The following is a 21,915-nucleotide window of genomic DNA, read 5'->3' as shown; positions in this document are numbered from 1 at the left end:
GCTCTACGGCAAATCCGCCCAGCCCTCGCTGGTGCGGATTTGCAGCGGACGAAAGCGCCGCTTGTAGTCCATCTTTGGATGGCCTTTGATCCAAAAGCCGAGATAAATCCATGGCAGGCCACGTCGGCGGGCCAGCTCAACTTGCTGCAGGATGGCGTACGTGCCAAGGCTGCGCGCGTGTTCTTCGGGGTCGAAGAAGGTGTACACCGCCGATAGGCCGTTCAGACAGACATCGGTAACGGCCACGCCGAGCAGGCGGGGGCCGAGACGAAACTCCAGAAACAACGTGGGGCTCCAGGGCGCGGTGAGAAAGCGCCGAAAGTCGCTGGCATCGGCCTCGTCCATGCCGCCGCCAGGGTGGCGGTGGCGCAGATAACGCTCGTACAAGTCATAGCGCTCGGTGCTATAGCCGGCCATCGACTCGATCACTTGCAGATCGGCATTACGTTTCATGCAGCGCCGCTGCGAACGGTCGGGCGCAAACTGCGCTATGTCGATCCGGCAAGGTGTGCAGGCATGGCAGCTAGCGCAGTGCGGAAAGTACAAATGCCCGCCGGCCCGACGAAAACCGCGCTCCAGCGCCGCACCGTATAGCTGATCCAGTTGTGGCGAGGCCGGATCGATCACCAGATTCTGTGCTGTTCGCTCGGCAAAATAGCCGCAGGCGTGTGGCAAGGTTTGAAACAGTCGAACATGATCGGAGCGCATGCGCCGATTCTATGTCCGCTTTGATGCGTCGTGGGAGTACTAAGAGTTTGTTTCTGGCCGATCTATCGCTAGCCGGTCGTCCTTGGCCGATCTTTCCTCGCCGATCTTCCTTAGCTGATTTTCCTTAGATGTAGCCCATATAGCGCAGCATCAGCACGACCGATGCCCCGGCAAGGGCCAATAGCACGATGCGGCGTGCCCGTACCGCGGTGCTTTGCCTGCGCACCTCCGGTGACGTTGGATTGCGCGCCGCAGCCAGCTCCTCGGCATGGCGGATCACCGGCTCGATCCCGATCTCGCGCAGCAGGCTGCGGGCCTTGGTGTAGTCGTCCGCGTGGGTAACCCAAACCTGCGGCCAGTTATCGCGGTTTTCGCGCTTCTGCGTGTAGCTGAAGCGCTCGTAGCTAGGCTTGTTCCAGTTGGAACGATTGGTCACCGAACTCTCAATGTGGTGCTCGTTGAGCAAGGCGACCACGCGGTCGATGTTTTCCATACGGGGGGAGGTATAAAGCTGGCGCATCGCGAGAGTTTACTGTGAGTCCGGGCGCAAACGGATGAGCCCTTCCTGCACCGTTGAGGCGACCAGTCGACCGTCCCGGCTGAAGATTTGACCCCGCGCCAGACCGCGCGCGCCTTGAGCGGTCGGACTGTCGAACGAGTACAGCAGCCATTCGTCCACCCGAAACGGGCGGTGAAACCATAGCGCGTGATCCAGGCTGGCCATCTGCACGCGGTCGGTGTAGTACGAAATACCGTGCGGCAAGGTGGCGGTGCCAATCAGATTGAAATCCGAGGCGTAGGCCAGCATCGAACGGTGCAGGGCGGGCGAATCGCTGATCCGCGCGGTGACGCGAAACCAGACGTGCTGAATCGGCGGCCGCTTGGTCGGGTGTAAACGGTCTTGCGGCCAGACATGGCGAAATTCGATCGGAGTATCCACGCCAAGCCAGCGCTGGATCTTCGTCGGTAACTGAGCCAGTTGCTCGGGCGATAGCGGCGGCATCGGCTCAAGATCTTCCGGCATCGGTACTTCCGGCATCGACGATTGATGCTCGAAGCCTTGCTCCGGGACCTGAAAAGAGATCGAGCCATTGAGAATCGGCTGGCCATGCTGGATGGCCACCACCCGCCGCGAAGAGAACGTGCCGCCATCGCGAGTGCGTTCGACGTTGTAGACAATCGGTGCGTTGATATCGCCCGCACGCAGGAAATAAGCATGCAGCGAATGCGCTTCACGGGTTGAATCGACCGTCTGCTGCGCGGCTGACAAGGCCTGTCCCAATACCTGGCCGCCGAACACGAAGTGGGTGCCGATGTCGCGACTCTGGCCGCGGAACAGGTTGTCTTCCAGCCGCTCCAGGTCCAGCAGATCGACCAGTTCGCCGACGTGCGCTTCCTTCATGTGCCTAACCCTTGCGGCAATAACGAGGGCGCGAGTATAGCGGCGCGCAAGGGGGTGTTAGGGATGTGTCAATGCGCGGGGGCTATCGATCCGCTCCAGGCCGCTGCCTGCAAGTACCTCGGTCCATGGAAACAGCGGGCCCGGATCGAGCTTGCGCGCTACTTCGCGGGTCGGGTCGTCGCTGGCCGGCATCCGGACAGTGTCCAGATCCTCATGGCCGGCGATATAGCGCAGCTTGGGAAAGTCATGCCGCAATTGAGCCAGCAAGGCGCGCAAAGCGGCGATTTGTGCCGGCGTATACGGCTCGGTCATGGTCTGTTGGCCTGAATCCCACCAGTGCGGATAGCGGCCCAGATTGACCAGCTCGATACCGATCGAGTTCGCGTTATGGCCGCGCACGTGGTTGGCCACCCGAGTACCGGGAACATAGCGGTACACGGCGCCGTCGCGGTCGATGTAGTAATGCCCGCTATGGCCGACACCGCTGTCGTACCAGGCCTTTTCGCCATAAATGCGGGCGGTAGCCAGGTCAGGCAGCTCGGTGCAGTGAATTACCACCAGTTCCACCGCGCCGGCCGGGCGCTCCGGCAGTTGTGCGGCATAGGGCAGGGGCTGGTCGTGGATGGTTAATACGGGCATGTCGGTCGGTCTCGCATGGCGCCGGCTATCATACGCAGCTTGCTGTAATGCTTTGGAGATCGCGATGCACGGCCATGTCATTCTTTCACACGGATCAGATTCTGGTCCGGGTGCCACCAAAGTCAGTGCATTGGCCGAGCTGGCCGAGGCCATGGGCTGGTCGGCGACGCGACCCGACTATCGCGAGGACGACAAGCGCGGGCATGCCGGCTCGGTGGCGCCGCGAATCGCTCGCTTGCGGGCGCATATCGCGACCTTGAAGGCGCCTCCCGTCTTGGTGGGGTCGAGCATGGGGGCTTTCGTCTCCGGGCTTGCCTCGCTGCAGACACCGGTAGCCGGGCTATTTCTACTGGCTACTCCGGGGCATATTCCCGGCTACGCCGACGTCTTCGATTTGCGCGATGAGCTGCCGACCCTGTTGATCCACGGCCAGCACGACGAGATCTGCCCGGTCGACGAGATCCAGGCATTTGCCGACAAGCGGCTGCTGCCTCTGCTGGTGCTCGAAGACGACCATCGGCTTGGCGCGAGCATGGATGCGATCGCGCAACACTTCCGTTTGTTTATGGACATCGTGACCAACCACCCACAGGCAACCGTGCAGTGAATGCCTATTTCGCCACCTGCCCCAAGGGCATGGAATACCTGCTGCGTGACGAACTGGTCGCTATCGGTGCCACCGAAGTGCGTGAGTCGTTGGCCGGCGTGCATTTCTCCGGCACGCTGGAAACCGCTTATCGCGCTTGCCTGTGGTCGCGCCTGGCCAGCCGCATTCTGTTGCCGTTGGCCGAATTCGAGGCCGCTACCGACGATGCGCTATATGCCGGCGTGCAGGCGATCGATTGGTCGCAGCACCTCGCGTCGCACGCCACCCTGGCGGTGGATGCCGGCACCGCACTAAGCAAGCTGACGCATAGCCAGTACATTGCGCAGCGGGTAAAGGATTCCATTGTCGACCAGTTCCGCCAGCGCGACGGCTCGCGGCCGGGTGTCGATACCGATGAGCCTGATGTACGCATCAACCTGCGCCTGCGTCGCGATCGCGCCACCTTGTCGCTGGATCTGGCCGGCACGCCGCTGCATCGCCGTGGCTGGCGTGAAGTGCAAGGCGAGGCGCCGCTAAAGGAAAACCTGGCCGCCGCCATGTTGTTGCGCGCCGGTTGGCCGGAAATCTATGCGCAAGGCGGTGCCTTGCTCGATCCGATGTGCGGCTCGGGTACCCTGCTGATCGAAGGCGCCTTGATGGTTGCCGACGTGGCGCCGGGCTTGCGTCGCGAATATTTCGGTTTTCTCGGCTGGCACCAGCACGATATTGCCGTATGGCGCAGCCTGTTGGATGAGGCGCGTCAGCGTGCGGAGACTGGCCTGCGTGCTTTGCGGAGCTGCTTCTTCGGCAGCGATGCCGACCCGCGCATGGTGCAGACGGCCAAGCGCAATGCGCAAGAAGCAGAGGTCTCCGGCTTCTTTACCCTGGACAAACACGATGCTTTGCACGTCGGGCCACCGCCTAGCGTCGAGCGCGGTCTGGTCATCACCAATCCGCCTTACGGTGAGCGCCTGGGCGAGCGGGTCGATATGCCAGGGCTGTATCGCGCCCTTGGTGAAGCGCTGCGCGCGCGCTTCAGCGGTTGGCGTGCGGCGGTATTGGCCGGTGACGCCGAGCTGGGGCGTGCGATGCCGCTGCGTGCCGAGAAGCGCTATGCGCTCTACAACGGTGCGTTGGAAACCGTGCTGCTTATCTTTGAGCTGCATCCGCGCGACGCCATGCCACGCGAATCAAAGCCGCTGTCAGACGGCGCGCAAATGCTGAAGAACCGGCTTGAGAAAAATCTCAAGCATCTGCGCAAACGGCTGGAGCGCGAGGGTATCCATTGCTGGCGCGCCTACGATCAGGATTTGCCGGAATACGCCGCGGCCATCGATGTTTACGCTAATGAAACCGGTGCAACCTGGCTACATGTGCAGGAATACCGCGCACCGGCTGAAATCCCCGTGGAGACCACCCGGCAGCGCTTGCGCGAGATCGTGCGGGTGGCCGGTGAAGTGTTCGACGTGTCGCGTGATCGCATTGCGTTGAAAACGCGCGAGCGCGGCAAAGGGGGCTCCAAATACGGCCAGTTCGACCAGCGCGGCGAGTTTGTCGAGGTGGCCGAGGGCAACCTGCAGTTCCTGGCCAATCTCACCGACTACCTGGACACCGGCCTGTTCCTCGATCACCGCCTGGTCCGCGCCAAGCTGCGCGAGCTGGCGGCAGGGCGGCGCTTCCTGAACATGTTTGCCTACACCGCCACCGCCAGCGTGTACGCCGCTGCTGGTGGCGCGAAAGACACCACCAGCGTGGATCTGTCGGCCACCTATCTGGATTGGGCCTCGCGCAATCTCGCCTTGAATGGATTCACGGGAACCAGACACCGGCTGATGCAGGCCGATGCGATGGAGTTTTTACAGCGCGATCGTGACCGCTACGGGCTGATCTATGTCGATCCGCCGACGTTCTCCAACTCCAAGCGTGCCGATGATTTCGACGTACAGCGCGATCATGCGAAATTGTTGAATGCCTGCGCGGACCGCTTGAGCAGTGACGGCATCATCGTGTTCTCCAATAATTTCCGCCGTTTCAAGCTCGACCAGGCGGCGCTGGATGAACGCTTCCTAATCGAAGACTGGAGCACCCCAAGCATCCCGTTCGACTTCGCCCGCCGCGACAATATCCACGGCTGTTGGCTGCTGCGCCTGCGGCCGCAAGAGTCGCCGTGGAGCGACACGGTTCAGCATGTGCGCAACAAGGTTAAACGCTGACCTAACAGTCCGCTTTCACTCAGTGCGGATTCAGCGCTCCAGGCCGAGCATGGACCCCGGCAAGAACGATAACCGGCCCGGATCGAACCGGCCGGCTATCGGCATCTAGCCGCCCCCTTGGAGATCTTGAGAATCATGAACATGTCGAAGCTTTCCACCGTCAAGCGTGTCGTTTTCGCTAGCGTGGTCTTGTTCGGCTGCGCTGTCGCCGCACCTGCCTTTGCGCGCACTCACATCAGCGTAGGCATCGGCATCGGTGGGCCGGCTTACTATGGCGGCGGCTGGGGCGGGTATGGTTACGCAAGACCGGTCTACTACCCAGGGCCGGTCTACTACCGTCCGGCACCGCGCGTGGTTTATTACGATGACCCCGTCGTGGTTGAACGTCCGGTCTATGTGCGCCGTGTATATGAAGATCGCGTTATCTATCGCGATGGTTACCGCCACCGTCGTTATCGCGGTGATGACGACGATTGATCGCTGCGTTTAACGGAGAGAATTTATGATGATTAAGCGCCTCAGTATTTTCGCGGTCGCTTTAGTGGCAACCCTTTCAATGGCCCTGCCCATGGCGGCATCGGCGCATGGCTGGGGTGATCGTGGTGGCTGGGGTGACCGCGGGTATCACGGCGGTGGCTACGGCCATGGTTATTACCGCGGCGGCTATGGTCATGGTGGCGGTCATTGGAGTGGCGGGCGTTGGATCGCCGGCGCGATCGTAACGGGTCTCGTCGCTGGCGTCGTTGTCGACGCGCTACGTCCGGCCCCGGTGTATTACGACCAACCCGCTGTGGTCTATAGCCAGCCAACGCGCGTTATCTATGAGAACGATCCGGTCGTGACGCGGCGTGTGGTTTACGAAGACACCTACCAGACTCGTTATATCCGCGACGATACGCGCTACGTCCGCGACGACGGTTACGGTGACTGATCTGACATTTCAGGAATGTCAGGAATGAAACAAAAAGCCCGGCATATCGCCGGGCTTTTTGTTTGTGGGGTGCATCCATCAGGCAGCACCTATCTGATCGAGCCAGCGTCAGGGTTTCATGGTGGTCGGCTGATCCGCGCCGCTGCCATGGCGCTTGGCTTTTTTGCTTAGTTCGTCAAAGGTGCTTTTGTCGATCTTGCTCACCGACTGGATAGCGCAAGGCGGTTGATTTCTTGAATGCACCGTTTCGCCGACCTCGCCGCAGATCTGGCTCTGAGCGACGGTGGCATTGGACTCGTTGGCACGGAAGATCAGGCCGGCAGGGCCGACACCCAAGCGCGGGCAGTCCGATTGCAAGGTGACTTTGTAGTACTGCGGACCTGTGCCCACGACGGCCGTGCGGTTATCCACGATATGCCAGGCGTTGATCCGGTCGGGGCGTATACATTCGCTGACGGGGCGTAGCGGCGTGTGTGCCGGCGTTGTGTCTACGGCAAGAGCCTGTCCGGCGCCGACGGCCAGTGCGAGAACCAGCAAAGTGGGGGTCATGGTTTTCATAAGCGCCTCATCGATCGGATGGAGTCCATAGGCAGGCTCAAAGCCGCGCTTGTTGACCTGAAGCCTTCGATGCTTAAGACAGGGCCGGTGGCGCTCAAGCGTGCTTGCCAGTGCTAAGCATCCGCCATTGACCCATCACGGAATATGAACGGAAGTCGGCCCTGACTCGATGCCCAACCGACATGGGAGCGCGCTTGCGGCAGCTCCCCGGTCAGGACCGATGTTTCGAGGTATGGCCAGTTATGCGGCCCAGTTATGCGGCGCGGCGTGCGCCCAACAACACCAGAACTTCCTGTGCGCTGCGAATGCGTTCGGTCGCGCCTGGAAGGTCCAGCGTGACCTTGAGCTTGTCTTGCCCATCGAGCTTGTATACACGCGGCAGGCTTTGAATCAGACGGATGATCGCCATCGGATCGACCTCGGGTTTGTCGCGGAACAGGATGCGGCCGCCGTTGGGGCCGAAGTCGAGTTTGCGGATGCCCAGTGGGGTCGCCATCAGTTTGATGCTGGCTACGGCGAACAACTGCTTGGCGGGGTCGGGCAACAGGCCGAAGCGGTCGATCATTTCCACTTGCAGTTCGCGTAGCGAATCTTCGCTGCGGGCGCTGGCGATACGTTTGTAGAGGGTCAGGCGGGCGTGCACGTCGGGCAGGTAATCGTCCGGGATCAGCGCAGGCAGGTGCAGCTCGACCTCGGTCTCGTGTTCGCTGCTCAGGTCGAAATCGGGCACCTTGCCTGATTTCAGTGCGCGCACGGCGCGTTCCAATAGTTCGGTGTACAGACCGAAGCCGATCTCTTGAATCTGGCCCGATTGTTCGTCGCCAAGCAGCTCGCCGGCGCCGCGAATTTCCAGATCGTGGGTGGCCAGGGTAAAGCCGGCGCCGAGTTCTTCCAGCGAGGCAATCGCCTCCAGGCGCTTCTCCGCATCGGCGGTGATGTTTTTGCGATCCGGCACGACCAGATAGGCGTAGGCGCGGTGATGCGAGCGGCCGACGCGGCCACGCAATTGATGTAGCTGGGCCAGGCCGAAGCGATCGGCGCGGTTGATGACGATGGTATTGGCGGTAGGGATGTCGATGCCGGTTTCAATGATGGTGGTGCACACCAGCACGTTGAAGCGCTGGCGATGGAAATCCGCCATGACTTGTTCCAGTTCGCGCTCGGGCATCTGGCCGTGGGCAATGCCGATGCGCGACTCGGGAATCAGCTCCTGCACCTCGCGTGCGGTACGTTCGATGCTTTCCACTTCGTTGTGCAGGAAATAGACCTGGCCGCCGCGTTGCAGCTCGCGCTGGAAAGCCTCACGAATCAGCGCCGGCTCCCACGCCGAAATGAAAGTACGCACGGCCATGCGATGGGCCGGCGGCGTGGCGATCAGCGACAGATCACGCAGGCCGCTCATTGCCATGTTCAAGGTGCGCGGAATCGGCGTTGCGGTCATGGTGAGCAGGTCGACTTCGGCACGCAGCTTTTTCAGTTGCTCCTTCTGGCGCACGCCAAAGCGCTGTTCTTCGTCGACGACGACCAAGCCCAGATTCTTGAACTTGATATCTGGCTGCAACAGTTTATGGGTGCCGATGATGACGTCGATCTGGCCATCTGCAAGGCGTTTCAATGCCTCGTTGACTTCCTTGCTCGATTTGAAGCGCGAGAGCACGTCGACGCGTACCGGCCAGTCGGCGAAGCGATCGGCGAAGTTGCGGTAGTGCTGCTGGGCCAGCAGGGTGGTCGGCACCAGTACGGCGACTTGTTTACCGGCCGTGGCGGCGGCGAAGGCGGCGCGCAGCGCTACCTCGGTCTTGCCAAAGCCGACGTCGCCGCAGATGACGCGATCCATGGCGCGCGGCGCGGCGAGATCGTTCAGTACGGCATCGATCGCCTGTTCCTGATCCGGGGTTTCTTCAAATGGAAAGCTTGCCCCGAATGCTTCTATCAGTTGGCGATCGATCGGTAATGATTCACCGCCGCGCGCTTCGCGCTGGGCGTAGATCGCCAGCAATTCGGCGGCGACGTCGCGCACTTTTTCGGCGGCGCGTTTACGCGCGCGTTCCCAGGCGTCGCCGCCCAGCGAGTGCAGTGGAGCGAGTTCGGGCGCGGTGCCGCTATAGCGGCTGACCAGGCCGAGTTGCGCCACCGGCACATAGAGCTTGTCGCCCTTGGCATATTCGATGGTGAGAAATTCGCCGGCCATGCCGCCGACATCCATCGATATCAGGCCTTGATAGCGGCCTACGCCATGGTCGACGTGAACGATCGGCGCGCCTATCGTCAGCTCGGTGAGGTCGCGGATAATCGTTTCGGGATCGCGCGTGGCCCCCCGCCTGCGCTTGCGTTCGGTGCGCACGCGCTCGCCATATAGCTCGCGCTCGGTAAGCACGGTAAGCGCCGGCTTGGTTAGCGCAAAGCCTTGCTCCAGCGCGGCAACGGTGATGGCGAAACGCGGCTCGGCCTTCGCAGATACAGGGTGGATAAAGGCAGGCCAGCTTTCCACCGTGTCGGGTTTGAGTCCGGCGCCGGCCAGTTGCTCGATCAAAGCCTCGCGGCGACCGGCCGAATCGGCGGCAATCAGCACCCGCCCCGGATAGCTGGCGAGAAAGTGTCGCAGCGAGGTGCCCGGTTCTTCGCCTTTGCGGTTGAGCGGCAGCTCCGGCGCCGGTTGGGTGCCGATGTTTTGTGCATGTTCGTGGCTACTGCCGACCAGCTCCACGCGCATGCGCTTATTGAGTTGCTCGCGCAGTTGTTCGGGCGGCAGATACAACTCTGCCGGCGGCAGCACCGGGCGCTCGATGTCGTGAGCGCGTTGGTCGTAGCGCTCGCCGGTTTGAGTCCAGAATTGTTCGGCGGCTTCCAGCGTACCTTCGCCGAGCAGGAACACCGCGCTGTCTGCGAGGTAGTCGAACAGCGTAGCCGTTTGCTGGAAGAACAGCGGCAGGTAGTACTCGATACCGCCGGGTGTGACGCCTTCTTTGATGTCTTGATAGAGCGGACAACGGCGGATGTCGATCGGAAAGCGCTCGCGCAGTTTGCCGCGGAAATCCTTGGTGGCTTCGTCGGTGAGCGGGAACTCGCGCGCAGGCAGCAGCTCAATCCGCTCCACCTGCTGTTGTGAGCGTTGCGTCTCCGGGTCGAAGCTGCGGATCGATTCCACTTCGTCGTCGAACAGCTCGATGCGATAAGGCTCGGCCGCGCCCATCGGGAAAATATCGATCAGCGCACCGCGCACGGCGAAGTCGCCAGGTTCGGCTACTTGCGGCACGTTGCGATAGCCCACCGCCTCCAAACGGCGCTGCTCGTTAGCCAGATCGAGCTTCTGGCCCTTCTTCAGCATCAGGCCCGCGCCAGTGATATGGCTGCGTGGCGAGATGCGCTGCATCAGTGTGGCGATCGGCACCACCAGGACGCCGCGTTGGGTGGCCGGCAGTTGATACAGCGTGGCGATGCGTTGCGAGACGATTTCCGGATGTGGACTGAAAACGTCGTAAGGCAGGGTTTCCCAGTCGGGGAAATGCAATACCGGCAAGCCGCCGGCGAAGATCCGCAGTTCTTCTTCTAGTGCATGCGCGCGTTGTGTGTCGCGAGTTACTGCGACCAGTAGGCCCTCGTGCGAACGTGCCGTTTCCGCTACCAGCAAGGCACGTGCGGAGCCGTGCGGTGGTGTCCAATAGCGTCGCTGCTTGGGGGTTGTGGGTAGCGGGGGATGCGGAATCACGCTTGATAAGCTCGGGCTAGACATGTGAACGCTGCGCTCGGGGGCGCAGTTTCAATGTGCGCCGGGGAAAGCGCGCAAGTGTAACGCGATGAGCCCGGCGAACCGGGCTCATCGCGTTACATGTAAGGGCACAGCAGCTTCGATCTACAACTGCAGCGAGATCAGCGCAGTACCGGGCTCATCCAGCGCCAGCCGGCGAGTGAAGCCCAGTTCTTTGCATAGCTCCAGCATCGGGCGGTTCTCCACCAGTACATAGCCCCAGATCTCCGTGAGGCCACGGTGACGGCAGTCATCCACCAACCGTTGCAGTAAAAGTGCGCCCAGGCCCAGGCGCGTCCAATCCTGTTCGATCAGCACGGAGAATTCGGCGCTGGCGGCCGATTCGTCGACGTAGATGCGGCCGACGCCGCACATTTCGGACGGCTTTGTCGACTCGTCCATCAGCACATAGGCGGTTTCGATGGTCGGATCGATGCGGCACAAGCGTTGCGCCATCGGCTCAGGCAGTTCGGCCATGGCGTGCATGAAACGACGACGGACGTCTTCGGGCGAAAGACGATTGAAACAGCGTTTGAGTGCCGGGACATCGCTGGGTTCGATACCGCGTAGACGCAGCTCACGTCCGTCCTGGATATGCAGCCGCTCACCCTCTGGAGGGCTGGCCAGGCACACGGGCGCAAAGCGCACACTGCTAGGCGGCGGCAGGCCGGTCTGCGGGGTACCCGCGTTGTACGAATAAGGGGAGGGGGTATGTGTCATCAGCATGGACCATACTTTACCGTACTGTGTGCGATGCAACATGAATATATTCATGCCGGAGAAGTGATGCTGGCGTGGATGGATGCCGGTTCGCCAAGCTCTGAGTTGAGCATCAATGGCTCGAAATGGCTCAGATAAATTCGCCTTTACTTCATTTAAATAATAGTTAAAACAAATACTTGAAGTTATTATTGGTTCTATGTCGGCTGTCTGCAGAGGGTGCTCTTAAGCTAGGCTAAGAGTCCGTCGCGAACTTGTTTGAGACAGCATCTGGGCAAAACCTATGAATGCTGCGAGGCAGCATCATCGTGCGACGACGAGCAGTCAGGTGATTTCAGTGAGAACCACGCAATGACAGCGAAACGGAAGCAAGGGATGACGGTGGCACAGTTGGATGCGCTCTGCGGCAACTGGCCGGGCGTGACACGCGACGTCAAATGGGGCTCGAACCTGGTCTTCAGTGTGGGCGAAAAGATGTTTGTGGTGACGCCAGAAGACGGCGGCGAAGGTGGGCGGTTGTCGTTCAAGGTCGAGGACGACCGCTTTCTCGAACTCACCGATCAGCCTGGCATCATTCCGGCGCCTTATTTGGCGCGGGCACGCTGGGTTTTGATCGCCGAGCCGCAGCGCTTCGACACCGCCGAGTTGGCGTCTTTCATTCGTGACTCGTACGTTTTGGTGCGCGCTAAGCTGACCAAGAAATTGCAGGCTTCGCTGGGTGAGTTGCCGGTTGAGCCGAGGAGCAAGCCGTGAAGCAGCACATTGGCAGCATCGCGTTAGTCGTGGCCGACTACGACGAGGCCATCGCCTGGTATACGCGTGCACTAGGTTTTGAATTGATCGATGACACCGATCTGGGCAGCGGCAAGCGTTGGGTATTGCTGGCGCCGCCAGGGTCGAGCGAAACGCGTTTGCTGTTGGCTAAAGCCAGCGGTGCCGAACAGCTTGCCCGCATCGGCGATCAAACAGGTGGCCGCGTATTTCTGTTTTTGCATACCGATGATTTCGAGCGCGATTGGCAGCGTATGCGCGCGCAAGGCGTGCATTTTCGCGAAGAGCCACGCCACGAGCCTTATGGCAGCGTGGCGGTATTCGAGGATCTCTATGGCAACGCCTGGGATTTGCTGCAGCTTAAACGATGAGCGGATTCAGACGGCAAATCAGCGAATGCCGACGCCCAGGCCTACGCCAAAGTTGATGTTCGGCTTGCCGCCGCGCATTTCATCGGCCGTCCAAACGTGCGATTGCGCAACACTGACCAGCGGAAACACATAGCTGGCATCGCCGACCTTGCCGGTACGGCTGCCGTCGAGTTTGCCGCTGAGGGTCATCAGTGCGCCGGCCGGATAATTGATGGATTCCACGTAACCTGGCATCACCGCGATAAAGCGGCCGCTGCCACTGTCGCCGGCCTTGGGCCGTTGCGAGTTATCGAGGGGATAAGCCAACACCTCGATTTCGCTGTGATCGGCAAGGTTTTTAACGCCGACTACGCGCCCGCCCCAGATCACCCCGCGTTGGGCGAATCGCTCAGGCGATTGAGCTACTTCCGTGGGCGACGCGAGGACCGCATCGGTAGATGGCTTATAGATCGGTGCCGGTGCACATGCTGCCAGGGCCAATAGTGCGGTCGGTGCGATCAGGCGGCGCAAGAAAGTGATGGCATGAGTGCGCATGGTCCGGCTCCTTAGTGAGTGCGGCTTGACGACATGAGACACGAGCTTAATCGGTGCGGATCGATCAGGGTAGGCGTCAAGGCGCTGGAGGATGGCTGTCTTGCAGCAGCCAATCCAGCCGCCATTCGGCCTGGCGCGTTTGTGACAGCAGGCGTGCCAGGGCGCGCAGCGATTCACGCAAGGCTTCATCTAGCTGCCACGGTGCATTCAATATCACCATGCCCGAGCCGTTGAGGCGCAGTGGCGAATCGTCGGGGTGAATCAACAGTTCGGCACGCAACACGCGCTTGGCGCCGCAGCGTTGCAACCAGCGATGGAAGGGCTGCACCTGGCTGCGCAATTTGATCGGATACCACACCGCATACATGCCGGTGGGCCAGCGCAGCAGTGCGGCTTTCAGCGCTTTTTCGATGGCTTTGTATTCGGCCTCTTGTGCCTCATAGGGCGGATCGATCAGCACCAATCCGCGTTTTTCTTTCGGCGGGGTTAGCGCTTTCAAGGCTTCATAGCCATCGCGTTGGTGTACGTGCACGCGATGATCGTGATGAAACACTGCGCGCAATCGCTCGGCCTCATCAGGATGCAGCTCGCATAGCTGGGCGCTGTCTTCGGCCCGCATGCTGCGTGCCGCCTGCAACGGCGAGCCGGGATAAAGCTTAAGGCCGTCTTCGTTGCCGGGCAGGGCGAGAATGGAATCGAGCCAGCGACGAAGCAGCGGCGGTAGCGCTTGCCCGGTCTGCGCCTGTTGCTGGCCGGGTCGCTGCAAATCGGGCCGCTGTAAATCGGGATACAGCAGACGCGTGATGCCGTCCTTGTACTCGCCGGTTTTGCCGGCTTCCTTGCTATCGAGCGCATAACAACCACTACCGGCATGGGTGTCGATGACGCAAAAGGGCGTCGGCTTGGCTCGCAGCGCCTCGATCAAGGCGAGCTGTACGGTGTGCTTGAGGACATCGGCGAAGTTGCCGGCATGGTAGGCGTGGCGATAATTCATGGCGGTTTCGCTGAAGTGGATGGCGATTATAGGCTTCTAAGCCGGTTGGAGCCTGCTCCAGAGTTGAGCTTGGCGCTTTGCGCTGGTTATGCTCGCGCCATGTCCGCTCATTTCCTGCCGTCATTGCGTCGCTGCCGCGCCTTGTTCGCGTTGGCGCTGTGTGCATGGCTGATGCTGATCGGTATGGCCTGGGCGCAGGGCGGTTGCTGCAGCACCTTGCATTCATCCACTGCCATGACGATGGATATGAATGGTCACGCGGACATGTCTAACCACGACATGCACGGCGATGGTCACGATATGGGGCATCCCATGGGCAGCCCGCAGGTCAGTTGCACCTGTGCCTGTGCCTCGGCGACGTTACCGCAGATAGCCATGGTCGCGCCGCAGACCGTCATGGCCAAGGTTGATGATTCACCTTATTTCGGCGGTGAAGCTCCTCAACCCATACAGCTACCTCCGCTACGGCCACCGGCCGCCTGATCCTTCTCTCACGATGACGGCCGATGCAATGGCCGATGAGCGTGCCTGCCTGGCAGGTTTGAGTGACGGAGTGATTCAATGAGTAAGCAAGATACGCGCGGCTTTCAGTTGCCGCGTCGGCGTTTCGTACAAGGGCTGGCGCTAGGGGGTGTGGCCGCCGGCTTAGGTCTATGGGGTGGCGATAACGCATGGGCCCGGCCTGTGGCGCCGCGCGCCGAGTTGAGCGGTACCGATTTCGAACTGGAGATCGGCGAGCTGCCGGTTGATTACACCGGACGCAAGCGCATAGCCACCGTGGTCAATGGTCAATTGCCGGCGCCGCTACTGCGTTGGCGCGAAGGCGACACCATCAATCTGCGCGTGCGCAACCGCCTGGCGGTCGCCAGTTCGATTCATTGGCATGGCATCGTGCTGCCGGCTGATATGGATGGCGTGCCGGGCCTGAGTTTCGACGGTATCCCGGCGGGCGGTGAATACCTTTATCGTTTCACGGTCAATCAGTCCGGCACGTACTGGTATCACAGTCATTCGCGCTTTCAGGAGCAGACCGGCCTGTACGGCCCGATTGTGATCGAGCCGCGCGATGGCGAGCGCCATGGCACGCAACGCGACTATGTCGTGCTGTTGAGCGACTGGACCGATAACGACCCTGAGCGCATCTACGCCAATCTCAAAAAGCAGAGCGATTACTACAACCACGGCAAACGCACCGTAAGCGACTTTTTGCGCGATGCGCGACGCCAGGGCATGAGCCAGGCGCTTGCCGAGCGGCGCATGTGGAACCAGATGCGGATGGACCCGACCGATGTGGCGGATGTTTCCGCCAGCGCTTATACCTATCTCATCAATGGTCACGCACCGGCCGGCAACTGGACCGGTTTGTTCGATGCCGGCGACAAGGTGCGGCTGCGTTTCATCAATGGCTCATCGATGACCTTTTTCGATGTGCGCATTCCTGGTTTGAAGATGACCGTAGTCGCCGCCGATGGACAGCCGATTGAGCCGGTAAGCGTGGATGAATTCCGCATTGCCACGGCGGAAACCTACGACGTCATCGTCGAGCCTGCTGCCGATCGCGCGTGGACCATTTTCGCGCAAAGCATGGATCGCTCCGGCTATGCCCGTGCCACGTTGACGCCACGGCCTGGCATGTCAGCCGAAGTGCCGCCACTCGATCCACGTCCCTTGCTCAGCATGGGCGACATGATGGGGCGGATGGGTCATGCCGACATGAGTCATGCCGACATGGGCCATGACATGAGCAGCATGGGCGATATGGCCGGTATGGATCACTCGGCAATGACACATGGCGATGCCATGCCTACGGCCCCGCTCAAGACAAGTCCCGAGGTCGATATGCGCGTGCCGCAGCCGCGCAGCAACCTTGACGATCCCGGCGTGGGTCTGCGCGACAACGGTCGCCGCGTACTGACCTATGCGGATCTGCATGCGGTCGATGCGCCGATTTCACCCACGGTGGATCGCGAGATCACCCTGCGCCTGACCGGCAATATGGAGCGTTATCTGTGGTCGTTCGACGGTACTCGCTTTTCCGATGCCGAACCCTTGCGCCTACAGCATGGCGAGCACGTGCGCGTGGTGATCGTCAATGACACCATGATGACCCACCCGATTCATCTGCACGGCATGTGGAGCGAGCTGGAGTCGCCGGACGGCAGCTTCCAGGTACGCAAGCACACGGTGGTGGTGCAACCGGCGCAGCGCATCAGCTATCGCGTAAGTGCCGATGCCGTGGGGCGTTGGGCTTATCACTGCCATCTGCTCTATCACATGGAGGCGGGCATGTTCCGCGAAGTGGTGGTGGCATGAGTGTGCGCAAGCTTTCGAGAACATGGCCGAAGACATGGCTTGGATTGGCGCTGTTGCCGCTGGCCGTCATGGCGAATGAAGCCACTGACCAGATGCCGGACATGCACGCACACGATATACATGGGAGTGCTGGCAAGCCCGCCAAGCCGGCCCAGGGGCAAAAGGTGCATGACCATGCCGCGATGGATATGCCGATATCCGATATGCAGCAGCCAGGCATGGATCAGATGGCACATCCAGAAACATCATCGCTGCCGCCGAACGGTCACGTAGCACCGCCCGCGCCGCACACACAGATGCCGGATATGTTGCCTGAGCACATGGCCGATGTGATGCAGATGGATGACACCGGGGAGCGCGGCATGTTGCTGCTGGATCGACTGGAGCGCAGCCGCAGCATTCGTGGCGACTACGCAAGCTCGTGGGAGGCCGAAGCGTGGTGGGGCAGTGACATCAACCGGCTTTGGTTGAAGACCGAAGGTGAACATGGGCGCGAAGGTACTCAAGATGCTCGTGCCGAGTTGCTATGGAGTCATGCCAAAACCACGTTCTGGGATTGGCAGTTAGGCGTGCGCCAGGATTTCGGTCAGGGGCCCAACCGGCAATGGGCGGCCTTCGGCGTGCAGGGATTAGCGCCTTACTGGTTTGAAACGCAAGCCACGCTTTACCTTGGCGCCAACGGACGCACGGCAGCGCGTTTCGAGGCCAGCTATGACCTGCTTTTCACGCAACGGCTGATATTGACGCCCAAGCTTGAGCTGAACCTCTACGGCAAGGACGATGCCCGTCGCGATATGCGATCCGGCTTGTCCGACGCAGGCGCCGGGCTTCGCCTGCGCTACGAATTCAGTCGCCGTCTTGCGCCTTACGTCGGTGTCAATTGGACTTATCGTCGTGGTGGTGGCGATAGCCTTGAAAACAAACATTCACGCGATACCACCTGGGTGGCTGGCGTGCGGATCTGGTTCTGAGGAACGACGATGAAGACATTCATTGCTTTGCTGACATTGCTAATGCTGATGGTCGTCGCGGCCGTCGTCTTTGTAACATCGGGTGTCTACGACATCGGTGCCGACCGCCCGCATTGGGCGATGACTGAAACGGCGATCGCGACCTTGCGCGACCGTTCAATAGCGCATCAATCGGCCGGCATCACCGTACCCGACCTGGACGACCCGGCGCGTATTCGCAGCGGTGCGCGCCGCTACGCCGAGATGTGCGCGGCTTGCCATCTCACGCCGGGAATGCGCGAGACGGAACTACGTGAAGGCTTATATCCACAGCCGCCGGATCTGGCTCAGCATGGTGTGCATGATCCAGCCGAGGCATTCTGGACGATCAAGCACGGCATCAAGTTAACCGCGATGCCTGCCTGGGGGCGTAGCCATGACGATGCGGCGATCTGGGAGATGGTCGCCTTTGTGCGCCAACTGCCCAAGCTCGATGAGGCGCATTTTGTGGAGCTTGCCGGCATGCCTGGCAATGACGGGCACGGTGGCGGTCACGGCATGGCGCATGATGACGATCACGAAGCCATGCCGATGCCTTCCGGTGAGACAAAGCCTGCATCGGCTTCAAGTACCGCTGCCCCACACGAACATTGAAGCTGCGGTAGTGATCGTTCGCCATCGCGTTGCGTGCGATGGCGAACGATCGGTTACGACTTAATGGTCAACAGGCGGCTTAATAAGCGACCGTGATGCGCTGACGCAGCGCGTCGTGCTTTTCGATGCGATCAAGCATGGCGATGGCGTAGTCGGCGATAGAGATGCGGCTGACGCCGTTGGCATCGAGCAGAACCTGATCGCCACCCACGCGGTAGGTGCCGCTGCGCTCACCTGGCTCGATCATTTTGGCGGGGCTGACATAGGTCCAGTCCACATTGCTCTTGCTTGCACGGAATACCTCCAGTGCTTTGCCTTGCGCCCCCGCTTCGGGTCTCCATGCTTCGGGAAAGTGCGCATCGTCGATCACTTTCACACCGGGCGCTGTTTCCAGGCTGCCGGCGCCACCCACCCAGAGCAGGCGCTTGACGCCGGCCTTGGGCAAGTTGTCGAGCAAGATGCCCGCATTGCCCGGCACGCTGGACAGGTCGCCGTCGCGGCGGGCGGACAGGCTCGCTACCACGGCGTCGGTGCCGCGCACGGCATCGAGCCAGCTATCGGGCTTGGCGACGTCACCGGTAACGACCTGAAGTTTGGCGTTGCTTTGAGCCAGGCGGCTTGGATCGCGTACGACAGCGACCACCTCGTAACCACGCGACAGTGCTTCGTCGAGAATGCCTTGGCCGATATGGCCGGTAGCGCCGAATAGTGCAATTTTCATAAGTACTCTCCAGAAGCGATTGGGAATAGTGGGGTGGCGTAGATTCGATTCAAGGCCGCGGCATCTCGCCTTTGCTGACTTTGTCGACCGCGTTGTACATGTCGAGTCTCAATGGCTGTTCTTTTGCTTGCGCGGTACTGGTCAATACGGTCAGTGCGAGCAGGGTGAGGGGAAAGGTCTCGGTAGTCACCAATGAGCGGTCAGTGGGGTATAGCTTGCGCTGTTCATTGGTTTAGATATACGCACCAATAGATAATTCACTGTAAAGTTACGATTGACAGTGAGGTGCGCATGGCAAACGAAGTCAATCTTAATCGGCTTGCGGTTTTTGTCGCCCTGGTAGGGGCGGGCTCGTTTACCGCGGCTGCCGAGCAATTGGGCATGACCAAGGCCATGGTCAGCCAACACCTTGCGCGACTGGAGCAGGAGCTCGGCGTGAGCCTGCTGATGCGCAGCACGCGGCGTATGTCGTTGACTGAGGCCGGTGTGATGTTTCACGCCGACTGCGTGCGGATACTGAATGAGACCGATGCGGCGATCGAGCGCATTGGCGAGAGTCGCGATACACCCGCCGGAACCCTGCGCATCACGACCTCGATGGACTACGGCGTGGCGGTTGTGGCGCCGGCCATCGCCAGCTTTCTTAAGCTGCACCCGGCCGTGCAGGTCGATCTCACCCTTGGCGACCAGGTCAGCGATCTGATTGCGGAACGCTTCGATCTGGCGATTCGCAGCGGCTGGTTGCGCGACTCCAACCTGCGCGCCGTGCGCTTGAATGGATTTCGCCAGTTGCTGGTCGCTGCACCCGCTTATCTCGCTGCCAACGGGGTGCCGCGCCGTCCGGCGGATCTGGCCGGGCATGTTCTGATTGCGTTGTCGGTGCTGGCATCGCCGTCGCGCTGGATCTTCACCAGTTCAAACGGTAAGCGGCACACGGTGCGCATTCCGCAGGTGGCTCAGGCCAACAGTGCCGCTGCAGTGCGCGCGGTGGCATTGGCTGGTGCGGGTGTGGCGGTGTTACCCGATTACCTCGCCGAGCCCGATATCCGTGCCGGTCGCATGGTCGCCTTGTTGGCGCAGTACCGGCTGCCCGAGGGCGGCATTCATGCCGTCTATCCCAGTCGACAGCCGCCGGCCAAGGTACGGGCCTTTATCGCGCATTTGCGAGATCGATTGGTTGAGGCCGCTGTCTAGTCGATCACGCTGTGACTTTCAGCGGTGCCGAGCAATTCCGACTGCGTCGCCGGGTTGCGTTGACGAGTAAGCCAGGGATGCACGAAAACCGCGGTGAGGATCACCGCCACACCCGCATAGAACCATCGATTCAATACGTGCTGGTCGCCGAGTAGCACGACGGCGAGCAAGATCGCGTAGACCGGCTCCAGGTTCGTCACCATTTGAGTGCCGAACGCGCTCATATGGCGTAGCGCAACCAGGGCGAGGGCGAATGGCAGCAAGGTGCAGCCGAATGCCAGCACCAGCAGCAACAATGCATCATGTCCGTTGGGCCATACGAAAGCGGCACCGGTATGCGGCAGCAACGGCGCCAGCAAGGTCAAGAAGATGGCGCCGGTGCCTAGTTCGATACAGGTCACGGTGAGCGGATCGCCGTGCTCGACGAAGCGTTTGTTGAGCGAGCCGAACACGGCCACGAGCAGGGCCGATACCGTACCTACGGCGATGCCGATACGCATATCCGTGGGTACCCCGCCGACCACCATGGCGACGCCGGGCACGACGGCGACGCCGATGAGTAACTCACGAGTGTCGAAACGGCGCCGTGCAATCCATGGCTCGACCAAGGCAAGAAACACCGGCGCCAGCGCGATACAAGTCGCCGCTACCGAAGCATTGGCCAGCTTGATGGCAGCGTAAAAACTGAGCCAGTGCAGCGCCACCAACACCCCGATGCCGGCGTAGGCCCAGCGCAATCGCCCCGGCATGGCTTTGAGTCCGCGCCACACCTTGGGCATCAGCAGCAACGCCACAGCCACCATCAGCATGCGCCACCACACCAGCGGCAAGGCGGGCAAAGTAATGAGCGCGCCGAGGATGGCGGTAAAGCCCCATAGCAAGACGCAGAAGTGGATCTGCAGACGGGCCTTGTTGACGGCTTGCATGGGGAGATTCGCTTGGACGCGGCAGCGCATTCTAACCGTGCCGGGAGGTTTTTCTTCCAGCGATATCCAGGAGTGCGCATCGCTCGTCAGTCGTTCTCGCTATCGTCGCCGCCGCGCTTCCCGTTGTCGAAGGGGTATCTCCGAGGCGGGGGAGCGCGGCCGGCTACGAGTCTTGCGCTGCAGATGCGACGAGGCGCTGGCGTTTATCGATTTTGCCGCCGTGGTTTCACTCGCGGCGTATCCCGCTGGCGATTTCAGTCGCAGCTCGTTCGATGATCGCCGCCACCCGCTGCCCCTCGGCCTTGTTCCAATCGGTGCCGCGCATCAGCACGGCATGCTTGAGTGCGTGCATGGCATGGCGTATGGCCGTGGGCAACGCCATCTTGGCGGCCATGCGGGCGCTGTGCTCGGTACGCGCAATAACGGCGTCGACCGCCTCGCGGTTCTCGTCGAGAAAGGCGCTGCCTTCGGCGGTGATCGCATACAACTTGCGGCCGCCCTGTTCGTTTTCGACCTTGGCGTAGCCTAGTTCCTCAAGCATCGTCAGTGTGGGGTAGATCGCACCGGGGCTGGGCGTGTAGTTGCCGTGGAACATTTCCTCGATGGTGCGGATCAATTCGTAGCCATGACGTGGCTGCTGCTCGATCAAGGCCAGCAACAGCAATTTGAGATCGCCATGACCGAACATGCGGCCGCCGCCACCGCGCCGACCGCCGCCGCGCAGGCCGTTCAGATCAGCGAAGAAATGTCCGCCCATGCGCTCGCCGAAGGGGCCGCGTCCGGCATGGCGTTCGTGCTGGTTTCCGTGCAGGTCGTCGCCGGAGTCATCGCACCAGAAAGGGCGGTGGGCGTGCTCATGCCAGCGATGCCGCATGGCCTGGAAGAACATAGGGTATTTATGCATACGTTGTTACTCCGATATATCGTAGCAAGTTGGGTTACGATATATCGCAATCATATCTTTAAGCAAGTGCGGGTTGCC

At 61.0% G+C, this 21,915-nt stretch carries 24 protein-coding genes; 11 read left to right on the top strand and 13 right to left on the bottom strand.

Features of this window, described 5'->3' with window-relative positions; genetic code table 11:
• Positions 1-3: 3 nt before the first annotated feature.
• The 4 genes from DVJ77_RS03240 to DVJ77_RS03225 form a co-directional block, all read right to left on the bottom strand.
• Positions 4-708, bottom strand: coding sequence for an arginyltransferase (locus tag DVJ77_RS03240; RefSeq protein WP_114843993.1), 705 nt, complete (start codon positions 706-708; stop codon positions 4-6).
• 124 nt (positions 709-832) lie between these two features.
• Entirely contained in the window at positions 833-1,228 is a 396-nt protein-coding gene (locus DVJ77_RS03235; protein ID WP_114843992.1) for a hypothetical protein, read from the bottom strand.
• A gap of 9 nt (positions 1,229-1,237) precedes the next feature.
• Positions 1,238-2,110: an acyl-CoA thioesterase II gene (tesB, locus tag DVJ77_RS03230; RefSeq protein WP_114843991.1), complete on the bottom strand. Its 873-nt coding sequence runs from the start codon at positions 2,108-2,110 to the stop codon at positions 1,238-1,240.
• A gap of 57 nt (positions 2,111-2,167) precedes the next feature.
• Positions 2,168-2,749 carry an N-acetylmuramoyl-L-alanine amidase gene (locus tag DVJ77_RS03225; protein ID WP_114843990.1) on the bottom strand — a complete coding sequence of 194 codons (582 nt, stop codon included), beginning with the start codon at positions 2,747-2,749 and terminating at the stop codon, positions 2,168-2,170.
• Positions 2,750-2,813: 64 nt separating this feature from the next.
• Here DVJ77_RS03225 and DVJ77_RS03220 point away from each other — a divergent pair, with 64 nt between their 5' ends.
• The 4 genes from DVJ77_RS03220 to DVJ77_RS03205 all read left to right on the top strand — a co-directional run bounded on the left by DVJ77_RS03220 (position 2,814) and on the right by DVJ77_RS03205 (position 6,479).
• Positions 2,814-3,356 (top strand): alpha/beta family hydrolase, encoded by a 543-nt coding sequence (locus DVJ77_RS03220; RefSeq protein WP_114843989.1) that lies wholly within the window; start codon positions 2,814-2,816, stop codon positions 3,354-3,356.
• Positions 3,353-5,548, top strand: a complete 2,196-nt coding sequence (gene rlmKL, locus DVJ77_RS03215; RefSeq protein ID WP_114843988.1) for a bifunctional 23S rRNA (guanine(2069)-N(7))-methyltransferase RlmK/23S rRNA (guanine(2445)-N(2))-methyltransferase RlmL — start codon at positions 3,353-3,355, stop codon at positions 5,546-5,548. The genes DVJ77_RS03220 and rlmKL overlap by 4 nt, the downstream gene beginning before the upstream one ends.
• Positions 5,549-5,689: 141 nt before the next feature.
• Entirely contained in the window at positions 5,690-6,025 is a 336-nt protein-coding gene (locus tag DVJ77_RS03210; RefSeq protein WP_162791352.1) for a hypothetical protein, read from the top strand.
• A gap of 25 nt (positions 6,026-6,050) precedes the next feature.
• Complete coding sequence (locus DVJ77_RS03205) at positions 6,051-6,479, top strand: hypothetical protein (RefSeq protein WP_114843986.1); 429 nt, start codon at positions 6,051-6,053, stop codon at positions 6,477-6,479.
• 108 nt (positions 6,480-6,587) lie between these two features.
• Here the strand turns inward: DVJ77_RS03205 and DVJ77_RS03200 are convergent, their stop codons facing one another.
• The 3 genes from DVJ77_RS03200 to DVJ77_RS03190 form a co-directional block, all read right to left on the bottom strand.
• The gene (locus tag DVJ77_RS03200) at positions 6,588-7,037 is read right to left on the bottom strand and encodes a DUF6491 family protein (protein ID WP_114843985.1); all 450 of its coding nucleotides are present in this window, start codon (positions 7,035-7,037) and stop codon (positions 6,588-6,590) included.
• A 253-nt stretch (positions 7,038-7,290) separates the two neighbouring features.
• Positions 7,291-10,770, bottom strand: coding sequence for a transcription-repair coupling factor (gene mfd / locus DVJ77_RS03195; RefSeq protein ID WP_114843984.1), 3,480 nt, complete (start codon positions 10,768-10,770; stop codon positions 7,291-7,293).
• Between the two features lie 120 nt (positions 10,771-10,890).
• The gene (locus DVJ77_RS03190) at positions 10,891-11,505 is read right to left on the bottom strand and encodes a GNAT family N-acetyltransferase (protein WP_114844220.1); all 615 of its coding nucleotides are present in this window, start codon (positions 11,503-11,505) and stop codon (positions 10,891-10,893) included.
• 258 nt (positions 11,506-11,763) lie between these two features.
• Between DVJ77_RS03190 and DVJ77_RS03185 the strand changes: the two genes are divergently transcribed.
• Together DVJ77_RS03185 and DVJ77_RS03180 are read left to right on the top strand one after the other, a co-directional pair.
• On the top strand, positions 11,764-12,258 hold the full coding sequence (locus DVJ77_RS03185) for an MmcQ/YjbR family DNA-binding protein (protein WP_225427762.1): 495 nt from the start codon (positions 11,764-11,766) through the stop codon (positions 12,256-12,258).
• A complete protein-coding gene (locus tag DVJ77_RS03180) occupies positions 12,255-12,647 on the top strand; it encodes a VOC family protein (protein WP_114843982.1) in 393 nt (130 codons plus the stop codon). The genes DVJ77_RS03185 and DVJ77_RS03180 overlap by 4 nt, the downstream gene beginning before the upstream one ends.
• A gap of 18 nt (positions 12,648-12,665) precedes the next feature.
• On the opposite strand, the gene DVJ77_RS03175 is transcribed toward DVJ77_RS03180, so the two are convergent.
• Positions 12,666-13,181 (bottom strand): Slp family lipoprotein, encoded by a 516-nt coding sequence (locus DVJ77_RS03175; RefSeq protein ID WP_114843981.1) that lies wholly within the window; start codon positions 13,179-13,181, stop codon positions 12,666-12,668.
• 76 nt (positions 13,182-13,257) lie between these two features.
• Positions 13,258-14,175, bottom strand: coding sequence for a 23S rRNA (adenine(2030)-N(6))-methyltransferase RlmJ (locus DVJ77_RS03170; protein ID WP_114843980.1), 918 nt, complete (start codon positions 14,173-14,175; stop codon positions 13,258-13,260).
• 99 nt (positions 14,176-14,274) lie between these two features.
• On the opposite strand from DVJ77_RS03170, the gene DVJ77_RS03165 reads away from it, so the two are divergent.
• From DVJ77_RS03165 to DVJ77_RS03150, 4 genes are all read left to right on the top strand, one after another.
• Positions 14,275-14,658, top strand: a complete 384-nt coding sequence (locus tag DVJ77_RS03165; RefSeq protein WP_114843979.1) for a hypothetical protein — start codon at positions 14,275-14,277, stop codon at positions 14,656-14,658.
• Positions 14,659-14,736: 78 nt separating this feature from the next.
• Positions 14,737-16,488: a copper resistance system multicopper oxidase gene (locus DVJ77_RS03160; protein WP_114843978.1), complete on the top strand. Its 1,752-nt coding sequence runs from the start codon at positions 14,737-14,739 to the stop codon at positions 16,486-16,488.
• Positions 16,485-17,459, top strand: coding sequence for a copper resistance protein B (locus DVJ77_RS03155; RefSeq protein WP_225427760.1), 975 nt, complete (start codon positions 16,485-16,487; stop codon positions 17,457-17,459). Before DVJ77_RS03160 ends, DVJ77_RS03155 begins: the two co-directional genes overlap by 4 nt.
• Positions 17,460-17,468: 9 nt before the next feature.
• Positions 17,469-18,092, top strand: a complete 624-nt coding sequence (locus tag DVJ77_RS03150; RefSeq protein WP_114843977.1) for a c-type cytochrome — start codon at positions 17,469-17,471, stop codon at positions 18,090-18,092.
• Positions 18,093-18,171: 79 nt separating this feature from the next.
• Here DVJ77_RS03150 and DVJ77_RS03145 read toward each other — a convergent pair whose 3' ends face one another.
• Entirely contained in the window at positions 18,172-18,813 is a 642-nt protein-coding gene (locus DVJ77_RS03145; RefSeq protein WP_114843976.1) for an NAD(P)-dependent oxidoreductase, read from the bottom strand.
• A 49-nt stretch (positions 18,814-18,862) separates the two neighbouring features.
• On the bottom strand, positions 18,863-19,003 hold the full coding sequence (locus tag DVJ77_RS21020) for a hypothetical protein (protein ID WP_162791351.1): 141 nt from the start codon (positions 19,001-19,003) through the stop codon (positions 18,863-18,865).
• A gap of 101 nt (positions 19,004-19,104) precedes the next feature.
• On the opposite strand from DVJ77_RS21020, the gene DVJ77_RS03140 reads away from it, so the two are divergent.
• A complete protein-coding gene (locus DVJ77_RS03140; RefSeq protein ID WP_114843975.1) occupies positions 19,105-20,007 on the top strand; it encodes a LysR family transcriptional regulator in 903 nt (300 codons plus the stop codon).
• Here the strand turns inward: DVJ77_RS03140 and DVJ77_RS03135 are convergent.
• Together DVJ77_RS03135 and DVJ77_RS03130 are read right to left on the bottom strand one after the other, a co-directional pair.
• Entirely contained in the window at positions 20,004-20,933 is a 930-nt protein-coding gene (locus tag DVJ77_RS03135; protein ID WP_114844218.1) for a DMT family transporter, read from the bottom strand. The genes DVJ77_RS03140 and DVJ77_RS03135 overlap by 4 nt on opposite strands.
• 226 nt (positions 20,934-21,159) lie before the next feature.
• Positions 21,160-21,837, bottom strand: coding sequence for a PadR family transcriptional regulator (locus DVJ77_RS03130; protein WP_225427758.1), 678 nt, complete (start codon positions 21,835-21,837; stop codon positions 21,160-21,162).
• Between the last annotated feature and the right edge of the window lie 78 nt (positions 21,838-21,915).

This window comes from Dyella tabacisoli, assembly GCF_003350925.1.
Taxonomy (GTDB): Bacteria; Pseudomonadota; Gammaproteobacteria; order Xanthomonadales; family Rhodanobacteraceae; genus Dyella_C; species Dyella_C tabacisoli.
This window is presented reverse-complemented; position numbering and strand designations above follow the sequence as displayed.